Raw genomic sequence first — 17,336 nt, forward strand, 5'->3', positions numbered from 1 at the left:
CATGTGCGGCAAAAGCATCAAAAAACTGATGAACAAGGCGATTGACCTCGACCCGCTGCGCGGTGGCGATGTGATCCTCGAAGGCATGGGGCTGCCAAACCTGACCGGTGAGAACACTGGTTTTCTGAACAAGGCAGAGCGCGAGAAAGAGGCGGCCAAGGCTGCGGCCGGCTCCGTGACTTCCACCACTACGGCTCCCACCACCAGCAGCGATTCGGTTCAGGCAGCTGTCGACGCCGAGCGCCGCCGTCGCCTGGCCCAGTCCGGCCAAAATGGCACCATCCTGACCGGCTCGTCTGGCCTGATGGGTGGCGCCAACACCAGCCAAAAAACGCTGTTGGGGGTGTAAGTTGGCCGACTCCCTGCGCGAACAGCTCGAAAAGCGTTACACACGCCTGAAGAGCGAGCGAGACAGCAACTGGCTACCTGAATGGCAAGAGCTGGGCGACTTCATCAGTCCGCGTTCGGGACGCTGGAACAACACTGACGTCAACAGCGGCAAGCGCCGTGACCAGAAGATCATCAACCCAAAGGCGACCTTTGCTGCTCGCACCCTGGGCGCCGGTATGCACACCGGCATGACAAACCCTGCCGCGCCTTGGGTGAAGTTCGGCACGCCAGACCCGGACATGATGGAGTTCGCACCGGTCAAGGCATGGCTCTACGCAGTTGAAAAGTCCATGCGTGAAGTCATGGCACGGTCGAACCTCTACAGCGTTCTGCCGAACCGTTACAGCGAAGAGGGCGTGTTCGGTACCGCCCCCATGATCGTGCTGCCAGATGATGACGATCTGTTGCGTTCATACCCGCTGGCGGTCGGCAGTTACATGCTGGCCAACAACAGCCGCAACCAGGTGGACACGCTCTATCGCGATTTGCGCATGACTGCCCGCCAGATGGAGCAGCAGTTCGGTACCAGCACATTGAGCCCGACCGTTAAAACGCTGCTCACCAGCAACCCCGAAGCGTGGGTTGATGTTGTTCATGCGATGGAGCCCAACGACCAACGCGAAACCGGCAAGCAGGACAATCAAAATATGCCGTTCCGCTCCGTCTACTGGGAGAAGAGCAGCGACAAAGACAGCGTGCTGCGCAAGTCCGGCTTCAAGACCTTCCGTTGTATGGCGCCGCGCTGGGACGTGTTGGGCGAGGATGTCTACGGTACTGGCCCTGGCTCGATGTGCATCGGGTCGACCAAGGCTGTGCAACTGATGGAGCGGCGCAAGGCCGAACTGTTGGAGAAGGGCGTGCGGCCACCGATGGGTGCGCCGGCCAGCCTGAAGAATCAGCGCGCATCGATCCTGCCCGGCAGCATTACCTATCTGAACGACGTGCAGCTAGGTGCCAAGTTTGAGCCGCTTTACATGGTCGAGCCTGCTTGGCTTGGCCAGTTGCGCGGTGAGATCCAGGCTGATAGCGAGATCATCGACACCGCGTTTTTCGTCGACTTGTTCCTGATGGTCAGCCAGATGGACAGCGTCCGGACGGCCTACGAGATCGCCACCCGCAAGGAAGAAAAGCTGCTGATGCTCGGGCCAACCCTTGAGCGCCAGACCGATGACCTGCTCGACCCACTGGTCGATGCGTACTTCAGCGCCATGCTTGAACAGTCGATCCCGCGCTGGTCCGGCCTGCTGCCGGGTGCGCCGTTGATCCCGCCACCACCGAAAGAGCTTTCCGGCCTCGATCTGCGAGTCGAGTTCACCAGCATTCTTGCCCAGGCACAGAAAGCCATCGGTGTATCCAGCATTGAGCGTGCTATCGGCTTCGCTGGTCAGGTGGCAACCACCACGCAAAGCATCGCGGCGCTTGACCTGCTCGACGCCGACGAGGCGCTGCGCCAGTACTTCGAACTGATCGGCACGCCGCCCACTCTGGTACGGGCTGAGGACGCTGTCGCTGCAATCCGCAAGCAGCGCGCCGAGGCACAACAGGCCGAGCAGATGCAGCAGCAGCTCGGTAGCGTCATCCAGGGTGCGCAGACGCTCAGCCAGACCGACACCAGTGGCGACAACGCACTCACTCAACTTGCCGGGGCCCTGTAATGGCTGATCTCGAAGACCTCGACGCACTGCGTGAGGAGGAAGAAAAGGACAAGGACGCCGCCCGCAAAAAGGAAATTGCCGACTTCCGCTGGTTGATGAGCGACCCGCGCGGCAGGCGCTTCATGTGGCGCCTGATGGGGCATTGCAAGGTGTTCCAACCCTCATTCAACCCCCACGGCGGGGTGATGAACTTCAACGAAGGCCAACGAAATGTTGGCCTTTTTCTTTTGGGTGAAACGAACGACCTGTGCCCGGCGATGTTTCCGGTCATGGCCGCAGAGAACGCCCCCAAGCCAGTAGAGGATGAATCCAATTGAATCGCCTGATGATGAAACTGATGGGCCACGTCCTGATGAACGAAGCCCCTGCTGACGGCGCGCCATCGGGCGCAGCCCCCGCAGCCCCAGCCGCTGCACCTGCGGCCGCTCCCGCAGCCGACCCTACCATCTTGACCCCACCGGCAGCGCCGGCAGCCACTGACCCTAAACCCGAAGGTGGCGACCCAGCAAAGCCAGGTGACCCCGCAAAACCTGAAGACGGAAAGCCCAAGGAAGAGGGCAAGGATCAGCCACAGGGCGCGCCTGAGGCTTACACCGACTTCACCCTGCCGGACGGCATGGAAATGGATGCCGATGTTCTCGGCGAGTTCACTGGCCTGGCCAAGGAACTGAACATTTCGCAGGAATCCGCGCAGAAGCTGATCGATCTGCAAACGAAGATCGCGACCCAGCAGGCCGAGCAATACCAGGCAGCCGTCACCAAGCAGGGAGAACAGTGGAAAGAAGCCGTGAAGAACGACCCAGAACTGGGCGGCGAGAACTACGACAAGAGCGTAGCGAGCGCCGTCAAGGTCATTCAGGCCTTCGGTGACGATGGACTGCGGGATCTGCTCAACAACTCCGGACTTGGCAACCACCCGGCCCTGTTCAAGTTCTGCCATCGCCTGAGCCAAGCCATCTCGGAAGACAAGTTTGTCATCCCTGGCAACCAGCAACAGGCCCCCAAAGAAATGAGCATCATCGACGCCTTCAAGTAAGGCCCTGAAACCACGTAGGAGATACAACCGATGGGCATCCTCACCGCAACCATGCCGACTCTGCTGGACAAATTCAGCCGGGAAGACAGCCAGAAAAAGATCATGAAGATCGTCGAGCTGATGGCAAAGCAGAACGACATCCTTATGGACGCCGAGTATCAGGAGTGCAACGACGGCTCCAAACACAAGACCACCATGCGTTCGGGTATCCCTGAGCCGACCTGGCGCCTGTTCAACAAGGGCATCCAACCAAGCAAATCGACCACCGTGCCTGTGCTGGACACCACCGGCATGATGGAGGACTACGGCCTGGTCGATAAGGCGCTGGCTGACCTGAGCGGCAACGCCGATGGTTTCCGTGTTTCCGAGAACATCGCCAAGCTGCAAGGCTTCAACAACAAGGCCGCGCGCTACATGTTCTATGGCAACACCGGCAGCGAGCCTGAAGCGTTTCTGGGCCTGTCGCCACGCTACAACGACAAGTCGGCCGAGTCCGGTGCCAACATCGTCGATGCAGGCGGTACCGGCTCGACCAACGCCTCGCTGTGGTTCGTCACCTGGGGCGAAATGACCACGCACCTGCTGTACCCAAAAGGCAGTGTGGCCGGTTTCCAGCACCGCAACCTGGGCGAAGACACCGTCAAGGATGCCAACGGTGGCGAGTACCAGGCGTACCGCGACCACTTCAAGTGGGACATTGGCATGTCGGTCCGCGATTGGCGCGCCAACTCCCGCATCGCCAACATCGATGTAACCGCCTTGACTGCCGACGGTGCGACCGGCTCCAAGTTGATCGAACTGATGATCAAGGCCTACTACCTGTTGGAAAACCCAATGCAGGGCGAAGGCCGCACGGTCATTTACGCGAACCGTACCCTGCAAACCTTCCTGCACTTGCAGGCAATGAACTCCAAGAACGTGAACCTGACTATCGGCGAATACGCCGGTAAGAAGATCCCTGAGTTCCTGGGCATCCCAATCAAGCGTGTCGACGCGCTGCTCAACACCGAAGCCCGCGTTCTCTAACGAGTTCGCGGTTTTCCCTTCTCACGGAGACACCATCATGCTTTTTGACGCAAAGCTGCTTATGTCGAGCGCTCAGGCAATCACTGCCTCGGCGGTATCGACCGACACCATTGATCGTGGTGACACCAAGGACGTTGGCCGCGCTGCCGACATCCCCATCCTTGTTCAGGTGGTCGAGGCCTTCAACACCCTGACCAGCCTGACGGTTGAACTGCAGACCGATGACAACTCGGCGTTCAGTACGCCGCGTTCGCTGTTCTCGGTTGTTGTTCCACTCGCCGACCTGAAGCTGGGTTACCAGATTCCGGTCATCACCTTGCCGCAGAAAACCGAACGTTTCCTGCGCCTTAACTACACCGTGACCGGTACCGTGCCGACCCTGGGCAAGGTAACTGCCGGCGTGGTTGCTGGAGTGCAAACCAATGCCTAAGCGCTATGAAGTGATCGAGCGATCGTTCATCAACGGTCGGCTTTATGAGCCGGGGGAAACAGTCGTTCTGGAGATCGACAGCCCGGGCTCCAACCTTAAGTTGGCCGGCAGCAAGGCAGCCCAACCCAAGGACGACGACCAGCAGGACGCAGCGTTCGTCGCTGCACGCGGCGCCGCCGGCAAGTTCGTCGTCAAGGACGCGGAGGGCGTTACGGTCGGCATTTTCGTGGGCAACAAGGCAGAGGCGGAAGCGGAAGCCGCTCGCCTGAATGCTGGTGGCGTGCCACTACTCAAGGACGACGACCAGCAGGACGGTGGCAACACTGGTGACGGCAACGGACTACCAGACGCCTGATCCACAGCAGCAACCCATAAGGGCCCTTCGGGGCCCTTTCTCATTTCTGAGGTTCCCGAATGTCTAGCGATATCGAGATCTGCAACGTCGCGCTTTCGCGGGTGGCGGTGACCAAGTCGATTGTTTCGTTCACAGAGCGAAGCAAGGAGGCCGAGCAGTGCCGCGTGTTTTACACGTCGCTGCGTGACCTGGTGTTGCAGGCGTTCCCTTGGCCCTTCGCGGAATCGATAGTTGCCCTTGCCGACCTGGGCAGCCCTGTAAATGGCTGGGCCTATCGGTACCGGTACCCGGCCAGTTGCCTGAAGGTGCGCGACATCGTGCAACCAGGTTGGCGCCGGGCGCTGACCAGTGACCAGCAGATTCCCTTCCAGATCGGCTACGACGCTGGTGGCCGGGTGATTCACACCGACCAGCCCGAAGCGTCCTGCCGCTTCACCTTCAGGGTCGAAGACTCAACGTTCTTTGACCCGCAATTCGCCGACGTGCTGGCCTGGCGCATGGCTATGGATCTGGCATTGCCGCTCAGCTCCAAGCCTGAACTTCAGCAGTTCGCTGCCCAGCAATACCAGATGGCCCTGACCATCGCTGAGGGCTCAGCCTTCGAAGAGGGCCAGGATGACCCAGAGCCCGAATCTGAATTCGTGTCGGTGCGCTCATGAGCAGCGTATTGCAGCCGACCTTTGCCGCCGGCGAACTGTCCCCGTCGGCCAGCGCCCGCACAGACATTGCCCGTTATTACACAGGGCTCAAGCTGTGCCGCAACTTCATGGTCATGCCATACGGCGGTATTCGTAACCGCCCTGGTACCAAGCTTGTTTGCGAGGTCGCCGACTCGACAAAGTTGAATCGCCTGTTGCCGTTCCAGTTCAACGACGAACAGACCTACATTCTGCAATTCACCGACCTGCAAATGCGGGTGATCAAGGACGGCGGGCAGGTCCTGAACAGCGGCGGCCCGTCAGTAGGGCTGCCGTTTCAGCTTGCTATGCCCTACGGCCAGTTCGATCTGGCGCAGCTGAATTACACCCAGTCGGCTGACGTGATGACTTTTGCCCATCCGTCCTACAAGCCTCGAGAGCTGAGCCGGCTTGCGCATGACAACTGGACCACGGCGGAAATCAACCTGGCCCCGCGTATCGCCGCGCCTGCCACCGCATCGGCTACAGGCGCTGCCGGATCAGGTGCCACCCAAACGTGGCGCTACCAGATCACCGCTGTGCTGGACGACGGCAACACGCTGGACGAGTCACTGCCGGTCACCACCAACTCCATCACCATCTACGCGGACACGGCGCAGGGCGCGATTACGTGGGCGGCGGTACCGGGCGCCACCTACTACATCCTGTACAAGGACAACGCCGGCGCGGGGATTTACGGTTTCATCGGTCGTGCCACCACCACCGCTTTCACCGACCAAAACATCACCGCCGTGAAGACCGACACGCCACCGAACGGCAGTGATCCGTTTGTGGGGGCTGGCAATTACCCTGGCGCGGTTGGCTATTACCAGCAGCGACTGGCATTCGCCGGCAGCAACCTGAACCCCCAAACCGTTTGGATGAGCAAAACCGGCCTGTTCAAGAACTTTGGCTACTCGATCCCCAACAAGGACGACGACGCGATCACCTTCACCATTGCCAGCAAGCAGGTGAACCGGATGCGCCACCTGGTGGGGCTGGATAGTCTTCTTGGCCTGACCTCGGGCGGTGAGTGGACGTTTTCGGGTGGCGACACCGGCCTGACCGCGAAAACCATCCAGGCCAAGCAAAAGGGCTATGACGGCTCGGCGCTGGTACCGCCAATCGTGGTGGGCAACAACGCCGTGTATCTGCAAGCGCGCGGCAGTCGTGTGTCTTCGTTCGGTTACTCGCTGGAGGCTGACGGATTCGTCGCCGGCGACCTGACCTTGTTCAGTGCGCACCTGTTCCGTGGCTATACGCTGACCGATGTGGCGTATCAGAAAATCCCTGACTCGATCGTCTGGTACGTGCGCAACGACGGCAAGCTGTTGGGACTGACCTACTTGCCAGAGCAGCAGCTTGTCGGCTGGCACTGGCACGACACAGACGGGTTTGTCGAATCCATCGCGTGCATCCCCGAGGGCCAGGAAGACGCGCTGTACATGGTGGTCCGGCGCACGATCAATGGCGTCCAGAAGCGCTACGTCGAGCGCATGGCCAGCCGCCAGATCCTGTCGATTGAGGATGCGTTCTTTGTGGATTGCGGCCTGACCTATGACGGCCGCGCCACGGACCCGAACAAAACTATGACCCTGTCCGGCGGTACCACCTGGAGCTATCCAGAAGTGGTAACGATGACCGCCGTGGGGCATGCGCCGTTCCTGCCTGGCAGTGTCGGCAATCACTATTCGTTGAAACGAACGATCACCGACGACAACGACGAGACGACGGTTGAGACAGTGCGGGTTGAGGTGGTTGGCTACACCAGCTCGACGGTGGTGACGGTCAAGCTACTGATCATCTGCCCGGTGGCCCTGCGCGGCGTTGTGGTCACGGCGTGGGCCAGACAGGCCAAGACGATATCCGGGCTGGCACACCTGGAAGGGAAAACCGTTTCCATCCTGGCCGACGGTAGCGTGCACCCGCAGCGAGTTGTCACGAGCGGGTCTGTCGTCCTGCAGGAGTTCGCCGCCGTTGCGCACGTCGGTCTGCCCTACGATTCCGACGCGGAAACGCTCGACCTTGAGCTCAAGAACGCCAATGAGACGGTTCTCGACAAGAAGATCGCGGTTACGTCACTAACCGTGATGGTGGAAGAGTCGCGCGGGATCTTCGCCGGCAAGGACAAAAACTCGCTGTACGAAGCGAAAACCGAACGGGATACCTACGAGCAACCGCTCGACCCGCTGACCGGCCAGACGGAAATTATTATCTCCAACGACTGGCAGGGCAAAGGTCGGGTGTTCATCCGCCAATCCGACCCGTTGCCGTTGACCGTGCTGGCAGTCATTCCAGAGGTGACCATCGGTGGCCGCTGAAGTGTTGCCGGTAACGGTTGAAGACGTGGCCGGCATCCTGCCCATCGTGCGCCAGGCCGATATCGACGAGATCACCGAGGCCCTCGGCATTCCTATGGAACGGGCGTTGATTGACGCGATCACCGGCAGCCTCAACGCCAAAAAGATCGTCGTTGATGGCCAGGTCGTAGCGGTATTCGGCGATGCGGTCCATAGCATTCTTGGGTCGGTCGGCGTGCCCTGGCTGATCAGCACCGTCCACGTCGAGCGCCACGCCCGTGCCTTCCTCAAGGTCTGCAAGCCTGAGGTGCAAGGCATGCTGACCCGCCACCATCACCTGATGAATTACGTCGATGCCCGCAACACGTCAGCCATGCGCTGGCTGAAGTGGCTCGGCTTCACCTTCGGCCCGGCCGCTCCGTACGGCGCCCGGCGCTTCCCGTTTCATCCCTTCACATTGAACAGAGAGATTTAATTATGTGCTGGATGGCATTGATCCCGGCCGCCATCGCCGTTGCTGGTGGTGTGATGGGGGCCCAAAACGCCAAGCAGGAAGGCGCTTTCAACGCGAGCATGCTCAAAGGCAACGCGGCGTTCAAGGAGCAGGCAGCCCAAGAAACGATCAACGCCGGCGACACCTCGGCGGACTGGCAGCGAGTACGCACCGGGCAGGCCATTGGCACCCAGCGCACTGCCCAAGCGGCCAACGGTATAGACGTGAACAGCGGGAGCGCGTCCCAGCTGCAAGACGATACGGCGATGCTCGGCGAGCTGGACGCCCTGACGATCCAGAACAACGCGGCGCGCGAGGCCTATGGCTATCGGGTCCAGGCGCAGCAAGACCGCAAGAACGCCGCCCAGGTAAAAATCAATGCGGGCAACAAGGCCACCGGCTCCATTCTCGGCGGCATTGGCGGCGCTTTCGGTTCATTCGCAGGGGGTCGATAAATGCCACGGGTACCGACATACGATACGGCTCAGGTCCAGCAGCAACCGACGCGGGCGATTGAGCTTCGAGGCGTTGCGCCTGATAGCTCGGCCATCACAGAAGGCCTGCAATCCTTCCAGCGTGGCGCCCAGATCCTGGCCAACCAGGAGCGGGAAAAGGCCGACACCGCTTTGCTGATGGACGCTGACAACCGGCTGACCAAGTGGCAACAAAAGACGATGTACGACGAAAACGGCGGCGTGTTCACCCGCAAGGGCAAGAACGCGCTCGACGTTACCAACCAGACCTTGGAGCAGTTCGAGCGGGCCCAGGGCGAAATCGCCAAGTCCCTGACCAATGACCAGCAAAAGGCGCGCTACGCCCAGATCGTAGCCAGCCGCCGCAACGCGCTATCCAACGACCTGAACCGGTACGAATACGGCGAGCGCCAAAACTATTACGGCGAGGTCGAAAAGGGCCAGCTCGAAACATCAATGCAGGGCGCGGCGCTGGACTATCAGGATCCTGCCAAGGTCGACGGGTACCGACAGAAGATCGACGCAGTGCTGACCAGTCGCGCCCAGCGCCTCGGATTGTCGCCGGAGGCTGCCCAGGCCGAGCGCCTGAAGACCAACAGCGGCATGTCCACGGCTGTCATTCAGCGGATGCTGGTCGACTCCCCGCAAAAGGCGAAAGGCTATTTCGAGTCCTTCAAGGACACGATGACCGCTGAGGACCAGATCAGGGCCAGCAGTGGCATCGATCAGGGGTTCCGCCGCCTGGAAGCGGAGGCCCGTCAGCGCCAAGTCGAAGCCCGCCAGTTGCAGGCTATCAACCGCATGGAGCTGAGCAGCCGCGTGCAGGACGCCAGCGCCGCCTATTCGCAGGGCCTCGACTTCGAAAATCCGCCGAGCCTGGCTGATTTCAAAGCCGCATACGGCGACAAGGCAAATGATCAATATGAGTCGTTCGCCAAAGTTCAAGCCATCGCGCCGGCTATCCGTGAATTCGCCACGGCTGACCCACAGGAACGCCAAGCAATTTTGGAGAAGTTTCAACCGGGCAAAGGTGGTGTGGCCGGGGAGGGTTTCAAGGAAGACTCCCAGCTGTACCAGCACTTGACCAGCGTTGGCGTTGGGCTGATCAAACAGCAACAGACCGATCCTGCCGCCTATGTCACCAAGTACAGTCCGACCGTGCAGCGTGCCTTTACAGCGGCTCAGGAACAGGGAACGCCTGAGGCTTATCAGGCGTATGCCAATGCCACCATGGCAGAACAACAACGGCTCGGCGTGGCCCAACCCAAGCTTTTGCCGGATGCAGCGGCCAATCAATTCGCTGCGCAGTTCAATCAGCAGTTAGACGGTGGTGAGAACGCGGCCACGCTGATCGAGCAGCAGGCTCAGTTGTGGGGGCCGAGCTTCCCGGCCGTGCTGCAACAGGTAGGCAACAAGCTCCCAGCTGAAGCCCAGGTGATTGCCACCGGCCTGCCGAAGGACATTGCTGAACGGATGGCATCCGTGGCGCCCCTCAAGGACAAGGAACTCAGTGCAGGCTTGCAAAAGGGCCAGCAGGACGAGATCGGGCAGGCCGTGCAACAAGCAATGCAGCCATTCGCCGAATCCTTGCAGGGGCAGGCGGGCGGGATCAGCACGTTCAGCACCATGTACAAGGCGGCAACCCGCACAGCAACGTCCTATGTCCTTCAGGGTGAAAGCCCAAAGGACGCGGCGCAGAAGGTTGTCGACGGCATGCTCAACGACAAGTACGACTTCTTCGGCACCTACCGTGTGCCAAAAACACTGGATACCAACGCTGTCAGCCGCGGTGCCGAAAAAGCCCTGCGCACAATCCAACCTGCCGACCTGATGCCTCTGCCTGGATTCAAGGGCGTGACCGACGAGCAGAACGCCACCCAACTGCATGACGCATTGCAGGCCGGTGGCCAGTGGGTGCCGACCAATGATGAAAGCGGGCTGGCGCTGACGTTGAACGGGTACCGGGTTCGCGGCAAGGATGGCGCGCCCATCGTCCGCAGCTGGGCCGACCTCCAACAACAGGGCTTGCAGGCGCCCAATCAATACCGTGTCGCACCAATGGGATTGATGCCATGACCATTTTTGCAGGTGACGCACCGGTTCTTAATCGGCGCACGATGCTGGATATTCCCGCCCAGTCCGGTGAAGTGTTCGACGCGTCGTTCGGCTCGGCGCTTTCGACCAACCCTTCAAACTCGATAATCCGCAGTGAAGAGCTCAACCAGGCACAGGAAGGCCTGCGCCTCACCGGTGACACGGAATCCATTCTGGTACCGCCACGCAATGAGCCAGATACCCCAATGCTTCAAGCCCAAGCCGCGCGGGACCGCGTGGCTGGCATGGGGCTCGACATCAAGATCCCAGACCAGGGCATTCGCCAAGGCGCGCTGGATATCCTTGTCGATCGGCACCGGGAACAGGCCGCCCGCCAGCAGGTGCTGGCCCGGGCAAACGGTGGGTCGATGGGCACTCAGATTGCCGCCGGCCTGGCTGCCTCGTTGCTGGACCCACTCAACATTGCCTCGGCGTTCGTGCCAGTGGTGGGCGAAGCGCGCTACGCCTCGATGCTGGGGCGTGCCGCCGGGCCATTGGGCCGTGCTGGCGTGCGTGCCGGTGTCGGTGCGGTAGAGGGCGCAGTCGGTGCCGCGCTCATTGAGCCGCTGCCGCTACTCGCCGCCGGTCTTGACCAGACCGAATACGGCCTTTCCGACTCTCTGGCCAACATCGCGTTGGGTGGGATCCTTGGCGGTGGGCTGCACTCCATTGGTGGCGCCGCATCGGATGCACTGCGCCGGCGGTTGGCTACGGATACCCCAGCGGTTGATCCTGCATTGAATGTTGCCGGCCGCCAGCCGCAATCGTTACGTGCGACGGACTTCGAAAGGATGTTCGACCAAGATCCTGACGCAGCTCTGCGCGCCTCACTGGCTCGCCACCTTGAAGAGGATGGCGCCACGCTTTCCAGTAACGCACAGCGCCAGGCCGTCGATGAGATACGCGGGACGTTGACCGGGGAGCGAGTGGGCAACGTGGCCGATCTGAAGCTTGAAAGCTTGGGGTTGACCCAGCGAGATATGGCTTTGGACGCAACGTTCAGGGATCGGGCAAAGGATTTTCAGGGTCCGAGGGTCAGCCGTAAGCAGGCCGAGCGACAAGCCCGTGATGCCATTGCCACGGAACGCGAGCAGATTCGCACCCGTCAGGCAGAAATCAACACCGAGCTGGAGCGCAACCGGTCCGGTGAGTTTGATCGGCGTGACCTCGGATTGATTGAACGAGGGGAAGTGCCAGAGCGCTTGCGCCCACAGATCGAGGCCCGGGCCAAGCAGATCATGCAGGGCTACCAGCAGCGACCGCTCGGCGCAGCTGTACGCACTGCCCGGGAAACCGCCGAGGCTGCCGACTGGACCGTACGCGATAGCGCATTGCGCAGTGCCGTGGCTCAGGCAGTCAGTGGTCGCGATATCGACGTCAACGCGCTGTTTGACCTCGAAGCACCGGGCAAGTCCGCTGCCGCGTTGGAGTACGTGAAGCGCCAGCCAGCCCGCCGACTGGATCCGCAAGGCCAAGCCGAAAGCCTACGTATTGATGGTGAGCCCAAGGCTGACGCTGTGGACGAGCTCGATGCGGTGCAAAAGGCGCTCGACGATGACGAAGCCCTGGTCAATGAAATGCTCGAGCAACTGCCAGAGAACGACCGGGCAGCAGTACTTGCCGCCGGCCGTGAAGAGGCCGAAGCCGCAACCGCCCAGGCTGAACGGGCCGAGCGCTATTCGAATGCATACCGCGCGGCTGCCGTGTGCGACATAAGGAACGGACAATGACCCCTTGCATCGACGCTGTACGGGCCGCCGCTGGCGATCTTGAGGACCAGGAACTGGTTGAGATTTTCGAACTGTTGCGCGGGCGGACCAAGGAAATCATGGCCAGGGAAGGCGCGCTGAGCATGGAGCAGGCGACGTTGCGGGCGGCCGATGAACTCGGCAAGCAAGCCAAGCAGGCCGCATTGATCGAACGCAGGAACGCGCTGATCAACTTCCGCCGTCGTGGGGAGATTGTTGCCTTTGTGCGCAGCAACTTCGCCGACCGTCCAGACCTTGGCATTGAATCGCTGTTGGTCGGTACCAACCTTGCGCGTCAGGGTTCCCGGTTGTCTGTGGCTGCCGAACAGAAGTCGCTGGGGGATGCTTATATCGGTGGCCTGATCCATGACCTTGAAGCCAAGGACCTGACCGCCGTGCTGGCGAAGGGCAGCGCAGACGTCGATATCGCCGACGCTTTGTGGAAGATCGGCAACAACTTGGACACGTCGAAGCTGAACGACCAGGTGGTCGATATTGCCCGCATCATCCAGAAGTATCAGGAAGCGGCGCGCATCGATGCGAACCGGGCCGGTGCCAACATCGGCAAGTTGCCCGGCTACATTGCTCGCCAGAGCCACGACAGCGAGAAGATCGGTTCTGCAGGGTTTGATAAGTGGGCCGCCGACATCCTGCCTCGCCTGGATGCCAAGACGTTCGACAGTGTTGCTGATGAGAAAAAGTTTCTGCGGGGTGTGTACGACGGCCTAGTCACTGGCGATCACCTCAAGGCGCCGGGCGACACCAAGCCGAATGGATTTCGCGGGCCGGCCAACATCGCCAAGAAGATCAGCCAAGAACGGGTGCTGCACTTCAAGGACGGCGTGGCCTGGCACGAATACAACCAGCTCTATGGGACTGGCAACCTGCGCGAGGCCGTGCTGCGTGGGCTCGACCTGTCTGGCCAGAACACCGCGCTGATGCGCCGCCTCGGTACCAATCCAGAGGCGAACCTGAACACTGCGATGGACATCATCGCCAGCGACGTGCGCAAGTCCGGCGACTCGGCGGCGCTGACCAACTTCAACACCGCCCGGGAAACCATGCTGAAAAACCGGTTTGCTGAGGTGAGCGGCCAAACACGAATTCCCGGAAACGCGACACAGGCGCGGATCGCAGCGAACGTCAGGGCCTGGCAATCGCTCTCCAAGTTGGGCGGTGCGCTGCTGTCCAGCTTTACCGACCTGCCAGTAGCTGCCAGTGAAATGCGGTACCAGGGAAAGAACTTTTTAGGATCGTTGGGGGAAATGACCGCGGGACTGGCGAAGGGCCGGGGCAGCCTGGAACAGCGCGAGATTCTGTCGAGCTTTGGCGTTTATGCCGACTCGATGCGAGGGGAGATCATGCGGCGGTTCTCAGCCGATGATTCAGTGGGCGGGAAAATGAGCAGGGGGATGTCGCTGTTCTTCAAGCTCAACGGCCTGTCCTGGTGGACTGACGCCAACAAGGCCAGCGCCGGCTTGATGATGGCCCACAACCTGGCGCAGAACAAAGGCCGGGCATGGGGCACGATGGACGCAGGGTTTCGCCGCACCTTGTCGCTCTACGACATCGACGCCGGCAAGTGGGATCTGTTGCGCAGCATGGATACCAAGATGGCTGACGGCCGCGATTACCTGACCCCTGACGGTATCGGGGATATCCCTGCCGAGCGTATCGGGGATTACCTGGCATCACAGGGCCGCAAGGTTTCCGACTCAGCAATACGTGAAACCCGCGAAGGCCTTGACCGCAGCCTGCGCTCCTACGTGAACGACCGGGTCAGCTATGCCGTGCTGGAACCCGACGCCCGTACCCGATCGATCATGAACCAAGGCACTCGACCGGGCACGATGATGGGCGACCTCAATCGGTTCCTGACCCAGTTCAAGAGTTTCCCTGCTGCTTATATGCAGAAGACCCTGGGGCGTGAGCTGTACGGCCGTGGCTATGCGCCGACGCCGCTGGGCGAGGGATATCGCGGCAGCAAGGACTTAATCGCCGCACTGCGCAACGGAAACGGCGAAAAGCTCGGGCTCGCCCAGCTGCTGCTGTGGACAACTGCGTTTGGGTATCTATCGATGGCGTCCAAGGACATCGCCAAGGGGAGGGAGCCGCGCCCCGTGGACGATCCGAAAACGTGGGTCGCAGCGATGGTGCAGGGCGGTGGCTTCGGCATCTTCGGCGACTTCATGTTTGGCGAGGTCAGCCGCTTCGGCAACAAACCACTGGAAACGCTGGCCGGTCCCACGCTCGGTACCGCCGCCAGCGCGGTCGACCTCTGGAGCAAGGTTCGCTCCGGTGATGATGCAGCCGCTTCAGCCCTTCGACTGGCCCAGAACAACACGCCATTCCTCAACCTCTTCTACACCCGCATCGCCATGGATCACCTGTTTCTCTATTCCATTCAGGAGGCCATGAACCCCGGTTCACTGCGCCGAACAGAGCAACGTATTCAGAAAGAGAACGGCCAGCAGTTCCTGGTGCGCCCATCGCAGAGCTACTCCGACCCGCTAGGCATCGCCCGCTAATCAGCTCCACCCCCACCGAAGCCCGCCACTGAGCGGGCTTTTTTTCGTCCTGAGAAAAGGAGTCACTCAAGTGACCGTATCAACCTTAAACAGCATTGCCGAGTTTGATACAAACGGGGTTACGACCAACTTTCCGTTCTTCTTCAAGTTTTTGGTGAACGAAGATCTGGTCGTGACATATGTGAGCCCGCTGGGCGTTAGCACGCCGCTGATACTCGGCACGAACTACACGGTGAACGGAGCGGGTAGCGATGTAGGCGGGAGCATTGTCACGAGTGCGGCTCTGCCTGGCCCTGGCCAGTTGGTGGTCGCCCGGGTAATGGACGCTTTTCAGCAGACCTCCCTGCGCAACCAGGGCAAGTTCCTCGCTGAAACGCATGAAGATGTGTTCGATCGGCTGACGATGCTGATCCAGCAGAACAACTCGAACTTCTCTCGGGCGCTTTCCAGGCCCTTTGGGCGCGACTATTTCTATGGGGAAGGTCGCCGCATCACTGACGTTGCCGACCCGATCGATAACCAGGATGCAGCGAACCGCCAGTTTGTTGCGGCTTACGTGGCCAACATCCTTGCGACAGGTCAGGGCCCGATCAACAACGCGTTCAACGTTATCTACTCCGACGGCAATAGCGTAGGTCAGATCATCCGCGACAAGCTGGTCACGGTCGTAAACAGCATCGTCGCCCTGCGCGCAGTGCTGAAGACCCAGTACACCCACGTTTTCGTATCTGGCTATGAGCCAGGTACCGCTGGCGGCGGGATGTACGAATACGACTCTGCCGATACAACCTCGGCGGATAACGGCGGCACGATCATAGTCGCGGCCGATGGCGGCCGATGGAAACTGAAGTTTCAGAAGTTCGTCACCGTCGAGCAATTCGGGGTTCTGCCAATCGCTGGGCGCAACAACTTCACCCGCCTTCAAAACGCAGTCGCTGTTTGCGTGGCGGCGAAGATCGAGCTGTGCGGTGGCTCTGGTGTATTCGAATGCGGATCAACTTTGGACATGAGTTATCCGACTCTGGTTTTTCGGGGCAATGGATTCCGGAACACGGTGTTCAAGTTCACCGGCTCTGGCCGAGCCATGGATGCAATCGGCACGCGCCCGAATAATGGCATTTACTCGTTCGATCTTGATTTGTCTGACTTCACAATCGAAGGGAACCCGGCAACAACGGACCTTCTCCGCTGCCGCATTAACCATGCGCGCATTGTCCGAATCAATACGAGAGAGGCATCTACAACCGCAGGCTGTGGCTTCCGGTTTGGCGGTACGGTTGCTGGTCATTATGAACAGCTGACCATGTCGACCAACACCCAGTTGATGACCTCCCGCCCCGCTAACGGGATCATCATCGAGGCGGATCCTACGTTGAGTGGGGCGCGGGCAACCTGCAACACGCTGTTAAGCGTATGCATTGAGGGCGCCACGGGTGACGGGGTTGTTTTCAATGCTTGCGATCAGGCGCTTGTTTTGGGGGGCGCTTCGGAGAATTGCGGCGGCAACGGTCTTACCGAAACTGCAGGCTGCCAGATGAACAGCTACTTGGGTTTTGACTGTGAACATAATTTGGGATTCGCAGACATTTTCATTGCTGGTCAAGATTCGAATCTGACCAACTGCGGTTCGACCAGGTACACCTACATCGATAACAGTGCTCGCAATATCAAGATGACTGGTGGGTGGTATGACAAGGTGGAGGTGGGAGTCGGCGCTGTAGGCGTTGAAATCGCAGGGATCAAAACAAGATTCTTTGGTGGGCCGGTGGGACTCGTAACAAATAACAACCCGTTTTTGTCAACCAATAAGATTTTTGATGCTACAGCGAATACATACGTTGCTTATGGCAAGCCAGCGACAGGGGTTGCTTTAACTGCGTCGCCAATGACATATACAAACACCAACATCACTGAAGATACAATTTTAATTGTCGGTGGCACCGTGACACAGATCGCTTACATTCGTTTAGGGATTCCTTACCTACTAAATCCGGCTAGTGGCTGCATCCGCCTTCAGCCGGGTGACGGCATAACGATTAACTACACAGGTTCGCCTGTCATAACGCGCATCCCCGGTGGATCAAACAATCAGTAAAAGAAAGCCCCGCAATCGCGGGGCTGTTCTTCACTT

At 60.1% G+C, this 17,336-nt stretch carries 15 protein-coding genes; all 15 read left to right on the forward strand.

The window, feature by feature from the left end; genetic code table 11:
- Nucleotide 1 precedes the first annotated feature (1 nt).
- The 15 genes from KGA96_RS17460 (at nucleotide 2) to KGA96_RS17530 (ending at nucleotide 17,300) form a co-directional block, all read left to right on the forward strand.
- The gene (locus tag KGA96_RS17460) at nucleotides 2-349 is read left to right on the forward strand and encodes a hypothetical protein (RefSeq protein WP_223513956.1); all 348 of its coding nucleotides are present in this window, start codon (nucleotides 2-4) and stop codon (nucleotides 347-349) included.
- A gap of 1 nt (nucleotide 350) precedes the next feature.
- Nucleotides 351-2,045 (forward strand): portal protein, encoded by a 1,695-nt coding sequence (locus tag KGA96_RS17465; RefSeq protein WP_223513958.1) that lies wholly within the window; start codon nucleotides 351-353, stop codon nucleotides 2,043-2,045.
- Nucleotides 2,045-2,362: a hypothetical protein gene (locus KGA96_RS17470; protein ID WP_223513960.1), complete on the forward strand. Its 318-nt coding sequence runs from the start codon at nucleotides 2,045-2,047 to the stop codon at nucleotides 2,360-2,362. The genes KGA96_RS17465 and KGA96_RS17470 overlap by 1 nt, the downstream gene beginning before the upstream one ends.
- Nucleotides 2,359-3,081 carry a hypothetical protein gene (locus KGA96_RS17475; protein WP_223513963.1) on the forward strand — a complete coding sequence of 241 codons (723 nt, stop codon included), beginning with the start codon at nucleotides 2,359-2,361 and terminating at the stop codon, nucleotides 3,079-3,081. The genes KGA96_RS17470 and KGA96_RS17475 overlap by 4 nt, the downstream gene beginning before the upstream one ends.
- 30 nt (nucleotides 3,082-3,111) lie before the next feature.
- Entirely contained in the window at nucleotides 3,112-4,107 is a 996-nt protein-coding gene (locus KGA96_RS17480) for a major capsid protein (RefSeq protein ID WP_223513967.1), read from the forward strand.
- Nucleotides 4,108-4,144: 37 nt separating this feature from the next.
- Nucleotides 4,145-4,537, forward strand: coding sequence for a Bbp16 family capsid cement protein (locus KGA96_RS17485; protein WP_223513970.1), 393 nt, complete (start codon nucleotides 4,145-4,147; stop codon nucleotides 4,535-4,537).
- On the forward strand, nucleotides 4,530-4,892 hold the full coding sequence (locus tag KGA96_RS17490) for a hypothetical protein (protein WP_223513973.1): 363 nt from the start codon (nucleotides 4,530-4,532) through the stop codon (nucleotides 4,890-4,892). Before KGA96_RS17485 ends, KGA96_RS17490 begins: the two co-directional genes overlap by 8 nt.
- A gap of 59 nt (nucleotides 4,893-4,951) precedes the next feature.
- Nucleotides 4,952-5,551, forward strand: coding sequence for a hypothetical protein (locus KGA96_RS17495; RefSeq protein WP_223513976.1), 600 nt, complete (start codon nucleotides 4,952-4,954; stop codon nucleotides 5,549-5,551).
- Nucleotides 5,548-7,890 (forward strand): hypothetical protein, encoded by a 2,343-nt coding sequence (locus KGA96_RS17500; protein ID WP_223513980.1) that lies wholly within the window; start codon nucleotides 5,548-5,550, stop codon nucleotides 7,888-7,890. Before KGA96_RS17495 ends, KGA96_RS17500 begins: the two co-directional genes overlap by 4 nt.
- On the forward strand, nucleotides 7,880-8,344 hold the full coding sequence (locus tag KGA96_RS17505) for a hypothetical protein (RefSeq protein ID WP_223513983.1): 465 nt from the start codon (nucleotides 7,880-7,882) through the stop codon (nucleotides 8,342-8,344). The genes KGA96_RS17500 and KGA96_RS17505 overlap by 11 nt, the downstream gene beginning before the upstream one ends.
- Before the next feature lie 2 nt (nucleotides 8,345-8,346).
- Nucleotides 8,347-8,817 carry a hypothetical protein gene (locus tag KGA96_RS17510; RefSeq protein WP_223513985.1) on the forward strand — a complete coding sequence of 157 codons (471 nt, stop codon included), beginning with the start codon at nucleotides 8,347-8,349 and terminating at the stop codon, nucleotides 8,815-8,817.
- Entirely contained in the window at nucleotides 8,818-10,911 is a 2,094-nt protein-coding gene (locus tag KGA96_RS17515; protein WP_223513987.1) for a hypothetical protein, read from the forward strand.
- Nucleotides 10,908-12,659, forward strand: coding sequence for a hypothetical protein (locus tag KGA96_RS17520; RefSeq protein WP_223513990.1), 1,752 nt, complete (start codon nucleotides 10,908-10,910; stop codon nucleotides 12,657-12,659). The genes KGA96_RS17515 and KGA96_RS17520 overlap by 4 nt, the downstream gene beginning before the upstream one ends.
- A 122-nt stretch (nucleotides 12,660-12,781) precedes the next feature.
- On the forward strand, nucleotides 12,782-15,205 hold the full coding sequence (locus tag KGA96_RS17525) for a hypothetical protein (RefSeq protein ID WP_223513993.1): 2,424 nt from the start codon (nucleotides 12,782-12,784) through the stop codon (nucleotides 15,203-15,205).
- Between the two features lie 70 nt (nucleotides 15,206-15,275).
- On the forward strand, nucleotides 15,276-17,300 hold the full coding sequence (locus KGA96_RS17530; protein WP_223513996.1) for a hypothetical protein: 2,025 nt from the start codon (nucleotides 15,276-15,278) through the stop codon (nucleotides 17,298-17,300).
- The last annotated feature ends 36 nt before the right edge of the window (nucleotides 17,301-17,336 follow it).

This window comes from Pseudomonas sp. GL-R-26 (assembly GCF_019947365.1).
GTDB lineage: Bacteria > Pseudomonadota > Gammaproteobacteria > Pseudomonadales > Pseudomonadaceae > Aquipseudomonas.